Consider the following 15,632-nt stretch of genomic DNA (forward strand, 5'->3'; position numbering starts at 1 on the left):
AATCATGCAGCGCACGAAAGTCGCATCTGCAATCGCAGACGTTGTTGCGGCGGGGTCAGTGGCCAGCATTCTGGCCAGCCTGGATAAGGCGCTCCTGCCCGCAGCCCCGGTCGAATTCGGTTTGACCAAAACTCACGGCGTAGATATTGGCAAGGCCAGACTGGCTGCCAACCAAGCCGCGCTTGAAGTCCTTGCTCGCGTCACTGCAGACCCGAGCTCCATCACTGAGGCCGATAAAGACGCCCTTCGCAAATACTCCGGCAAAGGCGGGATTGGCGGCTCCATTGATGAGTATTACACCCCCCAGTATGTAGCCGAAGGCGTCTGGGACATGATGGCGGCTCAGGGCGCTGGCCCGGGTAATTATCTGGAGCCGTCAGCCGGGATCGGCGTATTCAACGGTACCAAACCAGCCGGGGCCATTATGACTGCCTCAGAACTGGACGCCACCAGCAGCCAGATTAACCAGCTGTTGCACCCGGAAGATCACGTTCGCCATGCCGCCTTTGAACAGCTGGCCAGCGAGACAGAGGACAACACCTGGGATGGTGCGGTAGGCAACGTGCCGTTCGGTGATACGCGCGGCATGAATGGGGCGCACGATCCCGAGTATTCCCACATCAAATACGTGGATCAGTATTTCATCACCAGGATGATCGATAAGGTGAAGCCAGGCGCCTTGATCAGCGTTGTTGTCCCTCCCCGCATCATCTCGAGAGCGTCATGGTCTAAGTGGCGACATGCCATCTCCCTCAAGGCTGAGTTTCTGGGCGCTCACCGCCTCCCCTCTGGCACGTTTGATGCCAACGGTACCGACACCGTTACCGATATTCTCCTGCTGCGTAAGCACCCAGCCGACATGGCCGAGCTGATCAACTCCCGCAAGAGCAGCGACCTGAAAGCCGCCAACGTGCTCTGGGATACCTGGATCAAAGGCAAGTGGTTTGAGTCAGCAGAAGGTCGCCGCTTCATCATGGGCGAGCAGACCACCACAGGTACCGGCCGGTTCGCCAGAATGGTCGTGGAGAAAGGCAACCTGACCAACCAGGGGATCAAGGAACGACTGGCACAGCGCTTTGACAGCCGCATTGATTGGGCCGCTCTCGAACTGGCCGAGCCATCCAGCCCAACCTATGCAGAAGGCGATGAGCGTCAAATCAACGGCCGCTGGCACCGCCTGACCGCTGGGGAATGGGAGCTCATCAAGCCAGCTGGCGGCGATGGCGATGAAATCAGCCAGGAAACCTATGGCGCCGCATCGGTATCCCAACTCCGCAGCGTCCTATCAGACAACCCTCAAGCTGTGCTCGAGCTCACCCTCCCCCAGATCATGGCGGTAGAGCGGGATTATCCCCGATTCTTGGATCAGCGAGTCCACGAAGCAATCAAGCTGGCCAAGATGGCCGACCCGAAGCACCGGGAACGGATCATTCGCGGCACCCTGATCGGTGACCGTATCCGCACCATGGCGGCAGTGTTTACCGAAACCGGCAAATTCCCAGTTGAAGAGGCGGCACAGATCCGCAGCCTGATCAGCAACGAGATTGCCCGATTCGGAGTGGCCGCAGCTGATAAGACGCTGGCCACCCTCAAAACCGGCAATGCCGCGGGCGCTTGGCAGGCCTTCTATGCCGCCACCGACCCCACCGGCGAGCTCTCCGACCTGCTGCAGGGCAAGGCCGACCGGGGCAACGTGCGGGCTTATGACGATGAGGATGCCTATCAGGTAGTTTCCTTCCTCTTCGGCCAGCTGGGCCTTAATCCGGTTGACCTGGACGACTTCGCTGAGCACTACAACGGCAGCGTCCCTATGACGCTCGAGGCGCTGGCCAAAGTTGACGGGGTAGCCATCACGCCGGATGGAATGCTGGCACCGATGGACAGGGCCACCAGCGGCGATGTAGCCAAGAAGTCTGATCGGCTGCTGCTGGCAATGGTCTCCGGCACCGACCAAGCCATTATCGACAACTACCAGCGCCAGCTGGCAGAGATCGACAGGAAGCGCCCTCATACCGGCGTAGACGCTATCGACATGACCATGCTGGGGCGCTGGCTGCCACGCCGCTATGTGTCTGAGTTCCTGCGCTCCCAGGGCTATGCAGGCCTGCGCTACGGGAAGGTGATTACCGTAGATGGCGAGATGGAGCTGGACGAGAGCTATGACGGCGAGGATGGCACCTGGTACGGGTATGACAGCGATGGTCAGGGCGGCAAGCTCAAGGGCCGCAGCAACGAGCAATTTGAGCGCCAGCTCGAGCACTACCTCAATGATCTGCCAGTAAGAGGCGCGGGTCTCGAGGGCGCCGCCGTCCACATGAGCCGCATCAAGTCGCTCGAGGAGCAATTCGGTACCTGGTTGCGCCAGCATGACGACTGCGACAGCCTGGTTAAGCTCTACAACGACACATTCAACGGCTATGTGCCTCCCGAGCACTCAGACGCGCCGCTCGAGCTGACCGGCCTCAACGCAGAGCTCACCCCGTTCGATTACCAGAACCAAGCCGTTCGCCGGTTATCAGAGGACGGGCGCGGGATCTTGGGTTTCGGTACCGGCCTTGGCAAAACAACCACCGCCCTCCTGCTGGATGCCTACAACAAGCAAAATGGCCGCTCCAAGCGCTCGGCCGTTGTTGTCCCCAAAGCTGTAGAGGAAAACTGGTACCACGAAGCGGTTGCCACCTATGGCCGCGCCTACGTTGACCAGAACATGCTGTTTGTGGGTATCGAGCCGGTTCGCAACAAGGACGGCGATGTAGAGCAAACGCCGGTGCTCGATGACGAGGGCGAGATCAAGCTCAACAAGCACGGCCAACCCCTAACCCGGGACAAGCTGCGCACCCTGAGCGGCGATGAGGTGATCACCCGCATCAACATGATCCCGCACACCGCCAAAGGCACGGTACTGATCAGCAAGGAGCGATTCGCCACCCTGCCGCTGCGAGCGGAAACGGTGATCGACCACGTTGACACCATGATGGCGGCAGGCCTGCGCTCCGGCCTGATCGAGGGTGAAGCGAAGAATTACCGCGAGGCCAAGAAGAAAGAGAAGTTCAAGGAGAAGCACAGCGACACCGGCACGAAGAAGGCCATGAATCTCCCCTACTTCGAGGATTGCGGCTTTGACTCCGTAATTGTCGATGAGGGCCACAACTACCGGAACACCTATGAAGTGGGGCGCCAAGCCTCCCAGCTGGCCCACCTGCCAAAGCCGAAGTCTGCACAAACCGCTATGGACATGCAGATGAAGATGGCATGGCTGCAGCGCAAGTATGAGGGCCGCGGGTGCTACATGCTGACCGCCACCCCGACCGTAAACAGCCCGGTCGATGTGTTCAACATGCTGAGCCATATCATCACGCCTGAGGAGTGGGGCAAGTACGGGATCGCTGACGTTAACGACTTCATCAAAGTGTTTGGTGAGACCGATAACGTAATGGTGCAAAAGCTCTCCGGCGAAGTAGAGAGCCGCCAAGGCCTGATTGGCTTCCGCAACCTCTCCGGCCTGCGAAGCCTCTTTCACCGCTACGTCAATTTCAAGACGGCAAAGGACGTATCCAAAACGGTCACAATCCCTGACCTTGAGGAGGAGAATGTCGCCGTTGATATGTCAGAGCGCCAGCAGCAGATCTATGAGGAGCTGCGCCAGCGAGCGGAGCGCCTTAGCAACGGCGAACAGGACAAAGACGAGCCGAAAGATGCCGTGTTCGCCATCATTGCCGACATGGATCGGGTTTGTACCGACATGGATCTGTATGACAAGACCATGACCTTCCTGGTACCGGCCGAACATGCAACCGCACTCAGGGATTTGGTGAACGATCTCCCTGAAAAGGTGACCCGCCGGGTAGCCGCCACAGCGACAACCACAGACGACACTGACGATTACGCCGATGGCAGCGGCTCTGTCACTCTGACCTATACCGCCTCCGCACAAATCACCCATGAGGGTAATACCCTGCGCCTGGTTGTTTCTGACGCCTACGAGGCGGAGGTCGTCAAGCGACTGGCCAAGTTCGGCATCAAGGACACCGATGTTAGCCACCCCATGACGCCGAAGTACGCTCGCCTTGTTGCGAACGTGAAGGCCAGTTACGAGGCGGGCGGCAAGCAGCTGATCTTTGTCGAGGATAAGAGGCAGCACAACAAGCTGCGCCGCCTGCTGGCCCACCACCTGGACATTACCCCGCAACAGATCGGCATCATCAATGCTGACACCGTTGATGGTAAGTCAGATATGAAGGGGGCTGACGGGAAGAAGCTCAAGGATGTAGAGCCAATTGCCGCCGCTTACAACGAGGGGCGATTCCGCATCCTGATCTGCAACAAGAAAGCAGAGGTCGGGGTCAACCTCCACCACGGCACTACGGATATTCACCACCTGACGCTCCCATGGACTCCCGCCAGCATTAAGCAGCGCAACGGCCGCGGCGCCCGAGTCGGGGCCAAACAAAGCAAGGTTCGGGTGTGGTACTACCTGGGCAAAGGCAGCTTTGATGAATGGCGCCTGGAAACGCTCAAGCGCAAGGCCACTTGGCAGGATGAGATCCTGACCGTGGGCGGCGCCGAGCGGGCGCGCAATGAGGACGCCAGCGACTCTGCAGATATGGGGATGTTGCTCGCCCCCGATCCCGAGGAGCGCCAGCGCCGCATCGAGGAGGCCCAACGAAAGGCCAAGGAGCGCGTAGAGGCGGCTGCGCGCAAGCGAGCCAACATCGACTTGCACAACTACCTCAAGGCACAGCACGATGCAGCAACGGACGTTGGCGCTCTGGATGCAGAGCTGGCCGAGTTGCGGCTGGAAGTACCAACCTTGGCAGCCAGCATCGAAAAGACCCGCGAACGCGCCGAGCGCAACAGCGAAGAGGCGGCCACCAGCTCCTACTCCATGAAGCGCTTTTACCAGGAGAATGCCAAGGAAGCCCGCAAAGAGCTGGCCAAGCTCACATCTGAGTACAAGGTGAAGTCTGCCAGGCTCGATGGCGCCGAGCGCCGAAAAGCACGCCTGACAAAGGCCAACGACACCATTAAGCGCCTCCGTGGCGAGGTGGAGCGAGCCATTGATACCGGCTCAATTCAAGTCAGCCGGGACGTTCTGGATCATGGCGCCGAGTTTATGACTGACGGCAAGACCATGATCCGCAAGGGCCGGTTCTACACCCTGATCACCGGCGCCCTGGTGGAAGTCGTCTCCCTGCAGTTCGACACCAAGACCTTCTCCGGCAAGCTGCTTTACACGGCCGAGAAGTTCGCCAGCAGCAAGATTGGCACGGTCGAGACTTACAGCCTGAATTTCGCTCGAGAGGAATGCTCCCACACCACAGATGAGATCAAGCTGCTGCAGCGCTTGATGCAAACTGTGATGATTGGGCAGGTAGCCGGGTTGATGACTGAGGCTCAATTCGTCCAGCACATGCGCGCTAAACGGATCGACCTTGGCCAAAGCGCCGGTCTGCTGGTCAGGGATGGGGATAGCTTTGCCGAAACCGCGTTTTACCAGCTCAAGCTCCCCCAAGATGCGGATCGGGTTATCTACCCCAACCCCAGCGACACCGAGAAAGCGCGGCTGGCCAAGTGGCTACTGGAAGATCGCTCCCGTATGCGGGAGTACGGCCAGGCCAATGCACATATCAAGGCCATCTTCGGTGACAGCTACAAGCTGGCCATTGAGGAGGGATACGGCAAGAACGCGCCAGCTGGGGTTATCAACCAGTGGGCGGCGGATACTCGGGCCAAGTTTGAAGCGCTGCCAGAGATCATTGAGGAATGGCAACAAATCAAGGCCGGAGTCAAAACCCGACTGGCCTACACCTGGGACAACTTCGCCAGCAAAGAGATCCCGAGCGAATGGGACAACCGGACTGCCTTCTCCAAGGCGGTGGATACAGTTCGAGAGGCCATCTCCAACGAGATTGCCAAAGAGCGAGAGATCCAAGATGCCAGGGAAGCCGTCAGGCTGGGGGCTCGCATTGTGTGGGCCAAAGCCAACCTCACTGACGACAAGCGGGCGGCGCGCTTGGTGTGGCTGCGTGACCACAAAACGGCAGCGACCGGATTCTATGCCTTCGAGATCATCGACAAGAAGCAAGCGCCAGAAGGTTGCCCGTATGTGCTCGAGGATGGCCGGTTCGACCTCGCCGCCGCTGTAACCGACCTTGCCGCGATCGGTGCGGTAGAGCTCGGCAGCGTAACCAAGCAATCAACGCTGAGCGCACTCCTACAGGACGGCCAGAGAAAGCTGGGACGCTATGACTGCCCCCTGAATGCTTGGATTGAGGCGCGAGAACGAGCCAGGATGGAAGCCGAGAAGGCTGCGATGCCGGTACCTGAGCCAGAGAAGCCATCGCCGGGGGAGCTGGAGAAGGCGGAAGCGGCCACCAGCGCGGCCAATACCGATGACAAGATCGTCTCCGGCGTCACTATCCGGGTGATCTCCATGCCTGCATCAGTCAAGATTAACCGGTACCGCAAGGCTGATATGTCACCAGGGTCTATCGCTCTGCACGACCCGCAAGGCAAGTCTGGGCGCCTGTTTGCCGTTAAGGATACGCTCAAGTCTTTGTACGGGGCGAAGTTTGCCGTTGACGCATCCGAGGAGTGCCCGGACGCTTGGTGGTTCGTGCCAGCAAGCACGCCGATCGACAACCTGATCAACATTTTGGGAGGCTAACCGCATGATGGAGCTGACTGTAATCCCCAGCGCTGACGAGCTGGCTCCGCTATTGGCAGAAGCCACCAGCGAACGAGACGAGGGGGCCTTTGTGGCCCTCTACATGACCAACCTCTCCGACCTGCTGCGCAAAGACCCCAAGCAGTACCGGAGTTATGGCCCCTGGTGGTGGCCACTGAAAGCCATGCTGATTGAGCACGGCCATGAAGTGGGTACCGGCAGCTTGGAGATGGGTACCGCCGAACGCTACACGCTGGAGTCACCCGCTCTGACGGTATGCGCCGCTTGGGCTTACCAGCAACGGATGATTGAGCAGGGCTATCTGCGCTGCAGTGAGCACTGGCTTGATCTGGATGATGGCGAGACCTACGAATATAACCTCTATGACAGTGACATGGAGCAGACAGGATCGGCGGCGTAATACCATCCACCAGCACAACAAAAAGAGCAGCCGGCAAGGCTGCTTTTTTTGTCCGGGCGCCCGGCAATCACCTCGAATAGTTGCCTTTACCACCTCCCCTAATGGGCCCGATTCCTGTGGTCAAAATCAGTGGGCAGCAAGACACCTTGAAAAGTTGCCTTTCAGGCTCGAAAGCAGCGGCCGCAAGCGCCCATCCTTGCCGGTTCGGAGGGCTGGCCTCGTCACAGCACCTCAAAAAGTTGCCTTTCTTGTGGCCTATGTGAGCCGCTTTCCACCCAAAAGGCCGCTCCAGACCGCACTTATCCACATAGCCTCCCCGCCAGCAGCCAGATACCTCAATTAGTTGCCTATGGGGATAAAGTTCACCTCGAATAGTTGCCCACTCACCTCGATTAGTTGCCCATTCACCTCGATTAGTTGCCCAAACATCGCCGCAGGCCGCGCCGCACTTGGGCTGCAGGATGCCTAAAAGATCTTTAAAAGAGATCTCTAAAAGAGAAGATCTTTAAAAAGATCTATGGGGCTGGTCTGTGTGGATAAATGAGAGCCCGATGCCACTACCGAACCAGGCGGCTTGACTCTTGGCCAGCAAAGAAAAAGAATGGCAACCAAGCTAACTACTGGTTGCCATCAAATGAAAAAGACTCCGCAGCGGGTTGCTTGGCAAAGCAACGCCCTACTAAGCGCGGCCTACACAATGAGCCGTGACGAGAAGCGCATTCTCTGGCTTTGCCTGAGCCAACTGAACGGGGCCGAAGAGACAATCCCAGACGAGATCACAATCACCAATGCCGAGTACGCACAGCTTTTTGAGCTGGACTCCGGCAACGCCTCTTATGACATCAGCAATGCAATGGAGAAGCTGAGAGCAAGGGAAGTGATCTTCTATCACCCAGACGAAGATGGGGAGGATGGAGAGAAGGCTTACAGCGCCAAAAACATCGTTATCGGCCGAGGGAAGAAACCGCGCCGAGGCGAACACACGATCGAGCTGAACCCCAAACTGAGTAAGTTCCTGCTGGGCCTGAGTCGTGACTTCACCAAGTTACAACTGCTGGATGTAACAGATCTCCGAAACCCCCATGCAATGCGACTGTATGAAAACCTCATCCAGTTTGAGAACACCAAGACCTTCTGCCAGAAGGTTGAATGGTTCATAGAGCGCTATCAGCTGCCAGCGTCATACTCCAGGTACGCCAACTTCAAGCAGAAGTTCTTGGACGTAGCCGTGTCGGAGATCAACGCCAAGACCCCGCTATCTGTGGCGTATGTCGAGAACAAGACCGGCCGCAAGGTTACATCCATCCTATTCAGCTTTTCTCGCAAACCAGCCAACAAGGGAGTGACCGCGTGAGCATTCAATACCGGCGGCGCATTCGCCTATTGCCGTTCCTATGGCTGAACCTATCCAAGGGCGGCTGGTCAGTCAGCGTAAAGCTGGGGCCATTCTCATACACAACCGGCCCCAAGGGGGCCAGTTTCAGTGCAAGCGCCCGAGGTACCGGGCTTTCTTACCGCAAGCGGATCAGGGGCAAGCGCCCTTAAATATCCTGGTCAATACTGCGCGGCGCCTGCGCACCTTCCAGCATCTTATCGAAATTCAGGTCTGTGTACGTCAGACTGGCGGAGGTCTGGGATCTCTCGTTTGAGCTCATTGTGATGTAGACAGACGAGTCAGCAAAGGCGAGATAGGCCTCCTTGCTGGGCTGCTGCTCTACCGCTGCAAACTCCGCCTCTGTCGAGCCATTGGTTACCCCATACTTGTCCTTGAGCGTCTGACTAAAGGACAGCAACTCCCCCCACGGCAGGTCGATAGCCACCCGCCCGAACCGGCCATTCACAAACATCCAGGTTGCACTGAGGGTATGCGGGCCAACGGTCAGATCCTCGCACTCGAACACCTCAAGACCCGGGGTGAACATGGGGAGGTGATTAAGCGTGCAAGGGGCCGATTTCAGAACGTTCGCAACCGGCGTCCCAAACTTCACCCCCTTGTATCCATCAACGGGAGCTGCCATCGCAGCTGCAGGAACAAGACCGAGGATCAGTAAGGCAGGGAAGAGTTTCATATTTTTCTCCTGGGGAGGTGAGTCTTTCCCGAGTGTAACAAATCCTCATCCGAACAAACACTTATCACTTTGCGCGTAAAGCCTCGCCCAATGCGGGCGGGGATATAAGCGCAAGATAACGGAGTTATCTTCCTTTACAGAATATTTTTAAAACTGTAAATTAACCGACATGAAACGAGCATATAAAGAGCGATTCTATCCAACACCACAGCAAGCTGAACTTCTATCAAAGTCGTTCGGCTGTTGTCGTTTTGTGTGGAATAACGCGCTGAAATATCGCACCGATGCCTATTATGAGCGCGGCGAATCAATCTCCCACTCTTTCCTTGAGAAGCGCTTAGTCCCACTTAAAGAAGAATTTGAGTGGCTTAAAGACGTTTCCAGCGTCATTTTTCAACAAGCCTTGCGTGACCAGCAAGAGGCATTTAAAAACTTCTGGGAAAAGCGAGCCAAGTACCCGCGCTTCAAGTCTAAGCGTGATAAGCAATCAATCCGATTGACCAAGGCTGCATTCAAATGCAAAGACGGTCAGCTATTCATTGCCAAATCAAAAGAACCGCTTGATATTCGTTGGTCGCGTGAGCTTCCCAGCGAGCCTAGCTCTATCACCATTTCAAAAGACAGCGCAGACCGTTATTTCGTGTCTATGCTGTGTGAGTTTGAGCCTAAATCACTGCCCGTCACCGCTAAAACAGTGGGCATTGATCTGGGTTTAAATAACCTGTTCATCACTGATAGCGGTGAGAAAGTCGATAATCCTCGCCACACTAAGCGTTATGAAAGCAAATTAGCCTACCTACAGCGGAAGCTAGCCAGAAAGCAAAAAGGCAGCCAGAACCGCCGAAAGGCACGGCTAAAAGTTGCTCGCCTACACGCAAAAATTGCCGATTGTCGATTGGATAACTTGCACAAGTTGTCCCACAAACTCATTAACGAAAACCAAGTTGTTTGTGTTGAATCGCTGGAAGTGAAGAACATGATCCGCAATCCCAAGCTATCCAAAGCGATAGCAGACGCAAGCTGGGGTGAATTTGTTCGCCAGCTCAAATACAAGGCGGAATGGGCGAGAAGAACTATCGCAGAAGTAGATCGTTTTTTCCCTAGCTCAAAGCGTTGCAGCGGTTGTGGGTTCGTACACGAAAAGATGCCGTTAAACATCCGTAGCTGGACATGCCCAGAGTGCAAAACTGAGCATGACAGGGATGTTAATGCCGCAAGGAATATAAAAACCGTCGGACTGGCGGGGTTAGTCTAGGGAGCGCCCGGAACGGGGATAGCCTCGAAAGAGGCTATCTAGGGAAGGCGTATTGAGCTAGAAATTGTTCTTGTAGCGATATAAGAACCCTCGCCCGATAAGGGTGAGGAGAAGTCAGATTGAGACCCCAATCAGGCCACCCCAAATCACAAAATGCGGCCACCTTCGGGCCATTCTTCGAAATCACTTCTTATCGGCGTCTCTCAGTTGTTAGGATGTTTGCGGGGTTAAACCGCCAAGTATCATTTTTAACAAATGGCGCGGCCGGGGAGTGAGGTAAAAGGCGCTGTTTCGACAGCGCCTTTTTTCATTTGGAGGGAAAAATGTCCAAGCAAAAAAGCAAAGGCCCAAGCAAAACCCGAGGGTACCGGAATAACAACCCGGGAAACTTGGAGTGGGGCTCGCCATGGCAAGGGCTTCGGCCAGAGAGCGACCGAACAGACGATCGCTTTTGCCAGTTCATCTCTGCCACCTACGGTATCCGCGCGCTGGCGTGTGTTCTGATCACCTACCAGGATAAACGCCGAGCCAAAGACGGAAGCCGCATTGATAGCGTGAGAGAGTTCATCGAGCGCTGGGCTCCGCCCAATGAAAATGACACCACATCCTACTCTGCCAGCGTGGCGGCCTTGCTCGATGGCGTAGGCCCTTCTGATGAGGTGATCGATGTTCACAACTACGACCACCTTCGCCCTCTGGTAGAAGGGATCATTCGCCACGAAAACGGCCGCGGCCCCTTCTACAAAAACGCCAACGGCTGGTACAGCGATGCCGAGATCGATGAAGGCCTGCGGCGAGCGGGCGTAGTTCGCAAAAAGCCATCCGTTAAAGACGTTGCCAGCAAGGCAACCATCCCAGTAGGCGCCGCCATCTTTGGTGCTGACCAGCTATCTGACGTACTCCCTGCAATCACTGACGCCGCCGGTGCGGGTGTTGATGCCCTAGCAAACGCATTGCCGTCTGTAGTGACGGCCGTAGAAGGTGCGCGCGATGACCTGACCAGCGGAAGCATGATCCGGCTCGCCCTGGGCAGCTTTGCTGTTGGTTGCGCCGTGGTTATCGCATGGCAGAAGTACCGCCAAACCAAGATTGAATCGGGAGGTTGGGAATGAGCCCTGCAAACACAGGTATCGTGCTGCTGATCGTGTTCATCGCAGGCCTTGCCATCGGGTATGACTATGCAGATCGAGTCTGGGGGGAGCGCTGGCTCTCCCACAACATGGACGGCAGCGAACAGGCGAGGCAAGAGGAGCAGCGCCAGGTGTCCGGCATGGCGAAAATTGACGCCAATCACCAGAAGGAACAAGTTGATGGGAAAAATGAAACGGAGCGCCTTGCTCACCTTGCTGAGTCTGGCTCTGTGCTCGTGCTCGAGCGCTTTACCTGCCCCCGCGCCGGTGAAGCCAGCGCCGGTACCGGCCTCGATAATGCAACCACCCCCCACGGACTTCGTGGAGAGGATGCAGGATTTCTTATTCGGTACGCCGGTGACTGCAGAGCCACAGCAACCAGGCTCCTTGCCTGCCAAGACGCCCTAAAGGTTTACCAGGGCGCGAAATGAGAAAAGCCCCGGCAGTGCCGGGGCTTTTTGTTACAGCGACTCTTCGCCGGAGTCCGGTTCGCCATCAAGGCCGGTAACGGGAAGGCCAAGCGACTCAAGGACGCCTGCCACCCCCATCGGGGTAAAGCACCCCTCCTCCATCGGAATGCCTCGGCCATCCAGCTGACCACGACACATGGCCTTGACCGTCTCCACGGCATCGCTCGGGCTGCCTGTCAGGTCGCTTTGGGCGTCTATGGCATCGGCGGCCGCAAACACCAGGGAAACCGGCTCATCGAACAGCACGGTATTCAGTTCCATCAGTTATCCTCCTGCAGGTATTTGAGCGCTGCCAGCGTCAGGGCAAAGTGCTCTGGGTCTTTTTTCAGTACCAGCAATCCCGCATCACTCGCCAAGCATTGCAGGCCCATGGATAGCACCTCTGTTGAGGTTGCCTGCATGGGGTTATTGTCGTTCTGGCAACCGTAGAGCTTCCCAACATAGTAATCAAAAAAGCCGTCATTGAGAGCCTTCTCTTGCGGCCCATACTTGAGGTTCGGTATCAGCTTGCGCAGGGGCAGGACGGCGGGGCCATTCTTGATTGCGTTCTTGCGGCGCAGCAGGAGGCGGCGAGATTGATCCAGCAAGGCGGGGTGTCGGTTCTCAAGGAGATGGCCCAACTCATGCCACAAGGTCACCTTGTTCAGGTTCGAGCCGGTATTGATCCGGTTCTCCTTGTGGAATGCACTTGCTCGCTTGTTTGTGAATGACAGCTCCGGCGGCTCTATCTTGCCGTTCGTCATCTTGTAGAAGTCGGCCAGGTCTGAGCGCAGGCTTGGCAGGCTGTAGCCGCTGGCCAGACGTGCGCTGGTAACCCGGATCTTCGTCTTGGCGACCATATCGCGCGCGTCACTATCACTCAGGGGCGAACCGGCAATCACCTCGTCCACCAGCTGGCGCAGTGAGCTGGCATCAACCGCTCTCTCCTCCTCCTGCTTCAATGCCTGTGCCAAGCTGCGATACATCGCATTGGCAGCCCGTACCGCCTCTTTGCGGTATGGGTGGCTTGAATGGTCATAGAGGCCTTGGGCGGCAATCTGGAAAGCCTGGGCTGGCGCCATACCACCACGAACATTACGGCGTGCATTGGTGGCCATCAGGCGAGCCGTGGCGACCTGATCGGGCGCTTTGGCGAGATAGGCCTTCACCTCTCGCGTGCTCTCCATCATGGCCTCGATAAACTGGTCATCGAGGGCCGATTCAGCGAGATCCATGGGGCTAAGCTCCTTGGCCTCCACGGTGATCGCCTCGATGCGCGGTAGATAGCTATCGATCTCACCATCCAGGCGGCGCTGGGCGTTGTGCTCGAGCTCTTTCCAGAGATCCGCCTCGGCATATGGCTTGCCCATGATCAGCGTCAGCCAGTCATCAGGGGTGGCGGGAAGGGTGCGCAGGGTCACCAGGTCTCGCTCTACGGCGCTCCGGCGGCGCTGCAGCTCATCGAACCCACTGAGGGAGTCTCGGTGCTCTTGGGCCCGAAGGACGGCCGTTTTGATGCTCAGGGCGTACATGAAGCCCTCGCTACCGGCCTTGGTAACCTGCCACGCCGGAGGGAACAGCTCGCCAATATTGGTCGGCTTCCAGTTCATGCCGCGAATGCTCAGAGCTGTAAGCCACAGCTCCATGGCCTGCTCGGCCTCTTTGACCGTGGAGGCCTTGATCCCGTCCTCGATGGCCTTCCGAAAGGGGATCAGCTCCCTGCCCGGGTCAGCGCTGGCCAGGCTATCCAAGATGGCCAGCAGATGAGGCATGGTGTTTGCGGCCTCGATGGCGAGCTGGTGGGACTCCCGAACCGACTCAAAGAGTGACACTTGGCCGCCGGTCTCCTCCGCCATTCGCTCGCTCACCCGAGCCAGGATTGCGGGCAGGTCTACAGCTGCACCGCCAAACATGTCACCAGCAGCGGCGCCCTGGTGTTGCAGCTCGGCGCAGATAGCCTCTGCCAAAGCCTTGAAGGCGGCGCCCATGCGTTTGGCGCTGCGGTTGTTGGCTGCAATAAACTTGGCCAGCGCGGCCGCCTCTTCGCTCACATCACCGAAAAGCCCCTGCTGGCTCAGGTATTCCCCCAGATCTTGCCCTGACGCCTTGGCATCCCGAACCACGGCCGTTGCATCAACCAGGGCAGACAGCGCCTCTTCATCCAGCCCCTTTACCAGGGAGGTTGCCCCTGCCAGATCATCAGTCGTCTGCTTATGCACCTCGCCGCTGAGATACTTCATCTCGATAAAGGTCGGGGCAGCGGTATTCAGGGCGGTCAGCACGTTGCGGATCTCGGGATCAGGCTCCTCTACGGATAGCCGGAGCAACTGCTCGTTCTGGTAGGCTTTGGCAAAAATGGCTGCCTGCATCCGGTCGATGATCTGCTTGGTTGGTCGGCCATCTGCCGTCATGTAGCTGGCCGCCTGCTCGGTACCGAGCTTGGCCATGAAGGCCTGCACAAATGGCCGGTTGCTGGCTGCCAGTAGATCGCCGCTCTCGCTCGGATTGAACAGCGCCATCAGCCGGTCATCGATCGACTCGGCATCCACTCGCGCCAGTTCGGTCGGGGCCATGCCCTGCAGGTCGGATAGGTTGGAGTCTTTGGCGAATTTCACCCGGTCAACTTCGGTCTGGCGCACGCGCACCAGCACCGGCTCACGCATTTTCGAGATCCGGTTAGAGTCGAGGCCGTAGAGCTGGGCATTCTGCTCCAGGTGTTCTCGGTACCCGCCTGCATTGCCCTCTGCATAGGCGCGGAGAATGGCCAGCGTGCGGCCGTTCCCAGACTCCACCACGCGATCAGGGCCAATGATCGGGGCGCCATGGCTCGATAGGCCTGAGTCGGCCAGCTGGGCTGGGCGTAGCGACTTGGACAGACGAGAGATCTGCAAGATGGAGGACTGGCGGGTTCGGTCTCGCGGCTGCAGGTCTTGCGGAAAATCAGGGTTCACCGTGCCGTCTGCCAGATTGGACGGGATCAGGTCTGCCGCTTCCATCACTGTGAAATGGGTCTCCACCTCATCGCCCCGGGCGGTAACCACAAAAGCCGTTCTGCCCTTGCTTGGCCCGACACTGACAACATCGCTCTCTTCGTCATCGACCGGAGAAAGCAATTGCAGGTCGGCGGCCTCGCCTTCGGCGCTGGCCAAGTCCACCTTCTTCCCGTAAACGAGTCGGGGCTGGCTCTTGTCTCGATGCTTCATGTCCTGCTGCAGCTGCCCTAATAGCTGGGCGTGCCGCTCGGTACCATTGCGAATGGCATAGGTGGGCGGCTCATCTTCGGTCGCACGGTAATAGGCGCTGCCGATCATGATGATGTCGCCATTACGCTGAGTTGCGTAAATGGGGTAGTCGCCCGCAAAGCGGCCCATGAAATAAAACACGCTGGTGGTCGTGCCATGCCGGATCAGGCGCTCGAGCACATCAACGGCTGATCCAGCGATCAGTGCGTTATTGGCGCCCACTTCATAGAGGCGAGTTTGGCGGAATGTGCCGGAGGGCTGTACCGGCCGCCGGTTGAACGCGAAATCGGCCGCGGTACCGTCTCGGTGACCAAGCGCCACCTCGAGCTGATAGAGCACGCCCTTTGCGCTTTGGGCTGCCCTGATCTGCTTTGTCAGTTCTGAGAGTTGCATAGTGCC

General features: G+C 57.7%; 10 protein-coding genes. 7 read left to right on the forward strand and 3 right to left on the reverse strand.

Annotation, left to right across the window (positions count from 1 at the left end; genetic code table 11):
• Positions 1 to 4: 4 nt before the first annotated feature.
• From OKB77_RS20395 to OKB77_RS24080, 4 genes are all read left to right on the forward strand, one after another.
• The gene (locus OKB77_RS20395; protein WP_270818337.1) at positions 5 to 6,667 is read left to right on the forward strand and encodes an SNF2-related protein; all 6,663 of its coding nucleotides are present in this window, start codon (positions 5 to 7) and stop codon (positions 6,665 to 6,667) included.
• 4 nt (positions 6,668 to 6,671) lie between these two features.
• Positions 6,672 to 7,088, forward strand: coding sequence for a hypothetical protein (locus OKB77_RS20400; RefSeq protein WP_270818338.1), 417 nt, complete (start codon positions 6,672 to 6,674; stop codon positions 7,086 to 7,088).
• 601 nt (positions 7,089 to 7,689) lie between these two features.
• Positions 7,690 to 8,442 (forward strand): RepB family plasmid replication initiator protein, encoded by a 753-nt coding sequence (locus OKB77_RS20405; protein WP_270818339.1) that lies wholly within the window; start codon positions 7,690 to 7,692, stop codon positions 8,440 to 8,442.
• Positions 8,439 to 8,633, forward strand: a complete 195-nt coding sequence (locus OKB77_RS24080) for a DUF4236 domain-containing protein (RefSeq protein WP_139495212.1) — start codon at positions 8,439 to 8,441, stop codon at positions 8,631 to 8,633. The genes OKB77_RS20405 and OKB77_RS24080 overlap by 4 nt, the downstream gene beginning before the upstream one ends.
• On the opposite strand, the gene OKB77_RS20410 is transcribed toward OKB77_RS24080, so the two are convergent.
• The gene (locus tag OKB77_RS20410) at positions 8,630 to 9,157 is read right to left on the reverse strand and encodes a hypothetical protein (protein WP_270818340.1); all 528 of its coding nucleotides are present in this window, start codon (positions 9,155 to 9,157) and stop codon (positions 8,630 to 8,632) included. The genes OKB77_RS24080 and OKB77_RS20410 overlap by 4 nt on opposite strands.
• A gap of 169 nt (positions 9,158 to 9,326) precedes the next feature.
• Between OKB77_RS20410 and OKB77_RS20415 the strand changes: the two genes are divergently transcribed.
• The 3 genes from OKB77_RS20415 to OKB77_RS20425 all read left to right on the forward strand — a co-directional run bounded on the left by OKB77_RS20415 (position 9,327) and on the right by OKB77_RS20425 (position 11,973).
• Entirely contained in the window at positions 9,327 to 10,412 is a 1,086-nt protein-coding gene (locus OKB77_RS20415; RefSeq protein ID WP_270818341.1) for an RNA-guided endonuclease InsQ/TnpB family protein, read from the forward strand.
• 323 nt (positions 10,413 to 10,735) lie between these two features.
• Positions 10,736 to 11,524, forward strand: coding sequence for a hypothetical protein (locus OKB77_RS20420; RefSeq protein ID WP_270818342.1), 789 nt, complete (start codon positions 10,736 to 10,738; stop codon positions 11,522 to 11,524).
• Entirely contained in the window at positions 11,521 to 11,973 is a 453-nt protein-coding gene (locus OKB77_RS20425) for a lysis system i-spanin subunit Rz (RefSeq protein WP_270818343.1), read from the forward strand. The genes OKB77_RS20420 and OKB77_RS20425 overlap by 4 nt, the downstream gene beginning before the upstream one ends.
• A gap of 30 nt (positions 11,974 to 12,003) precedes the next feature.
• Here the strand turns inward: OKB77_RS20425 and OKB77_RS20430 are convergent, their stop codons facing one another.
• Positions 12,004 to 12,273, reverse strand: coding sequence for a hypothetical protein (locus OKB77_RS20430; RefSeq protein WP_270818344.1), 270 nt, complete (start codon positions 12,271 to 12,273; stop codon positions 12,004 to 12,006).
• A complete protein-coding gene (locus OKB77_RS20435) occupies positions 12,273 to 15,626 on the reverse strand; it encodes a hypothetical protein (protein ID WP_270818345.1) in 3,354 nt (1,117 codons plus the stop codon). The genes OKB77_RS20430 and OKB77_RS20435 overlap by 1 nt, the downstream gene beginning before the upstream one ends.
• Between the last annotated feature and the right edge of the window lie 6 nt (positions 15,627 to 15,632).

The organism is Aeromonas sp. Y318-3 (assembly GCF_027706185.1).
In the GTDB taxonomy this organism is placed as follows: domain Bacteria; phylum Pseudomonadota; class Gammaproteobacteria; order Enterobacterales; family Aeromonadaceae; genus Aeromonas; species Aeromonas veronii.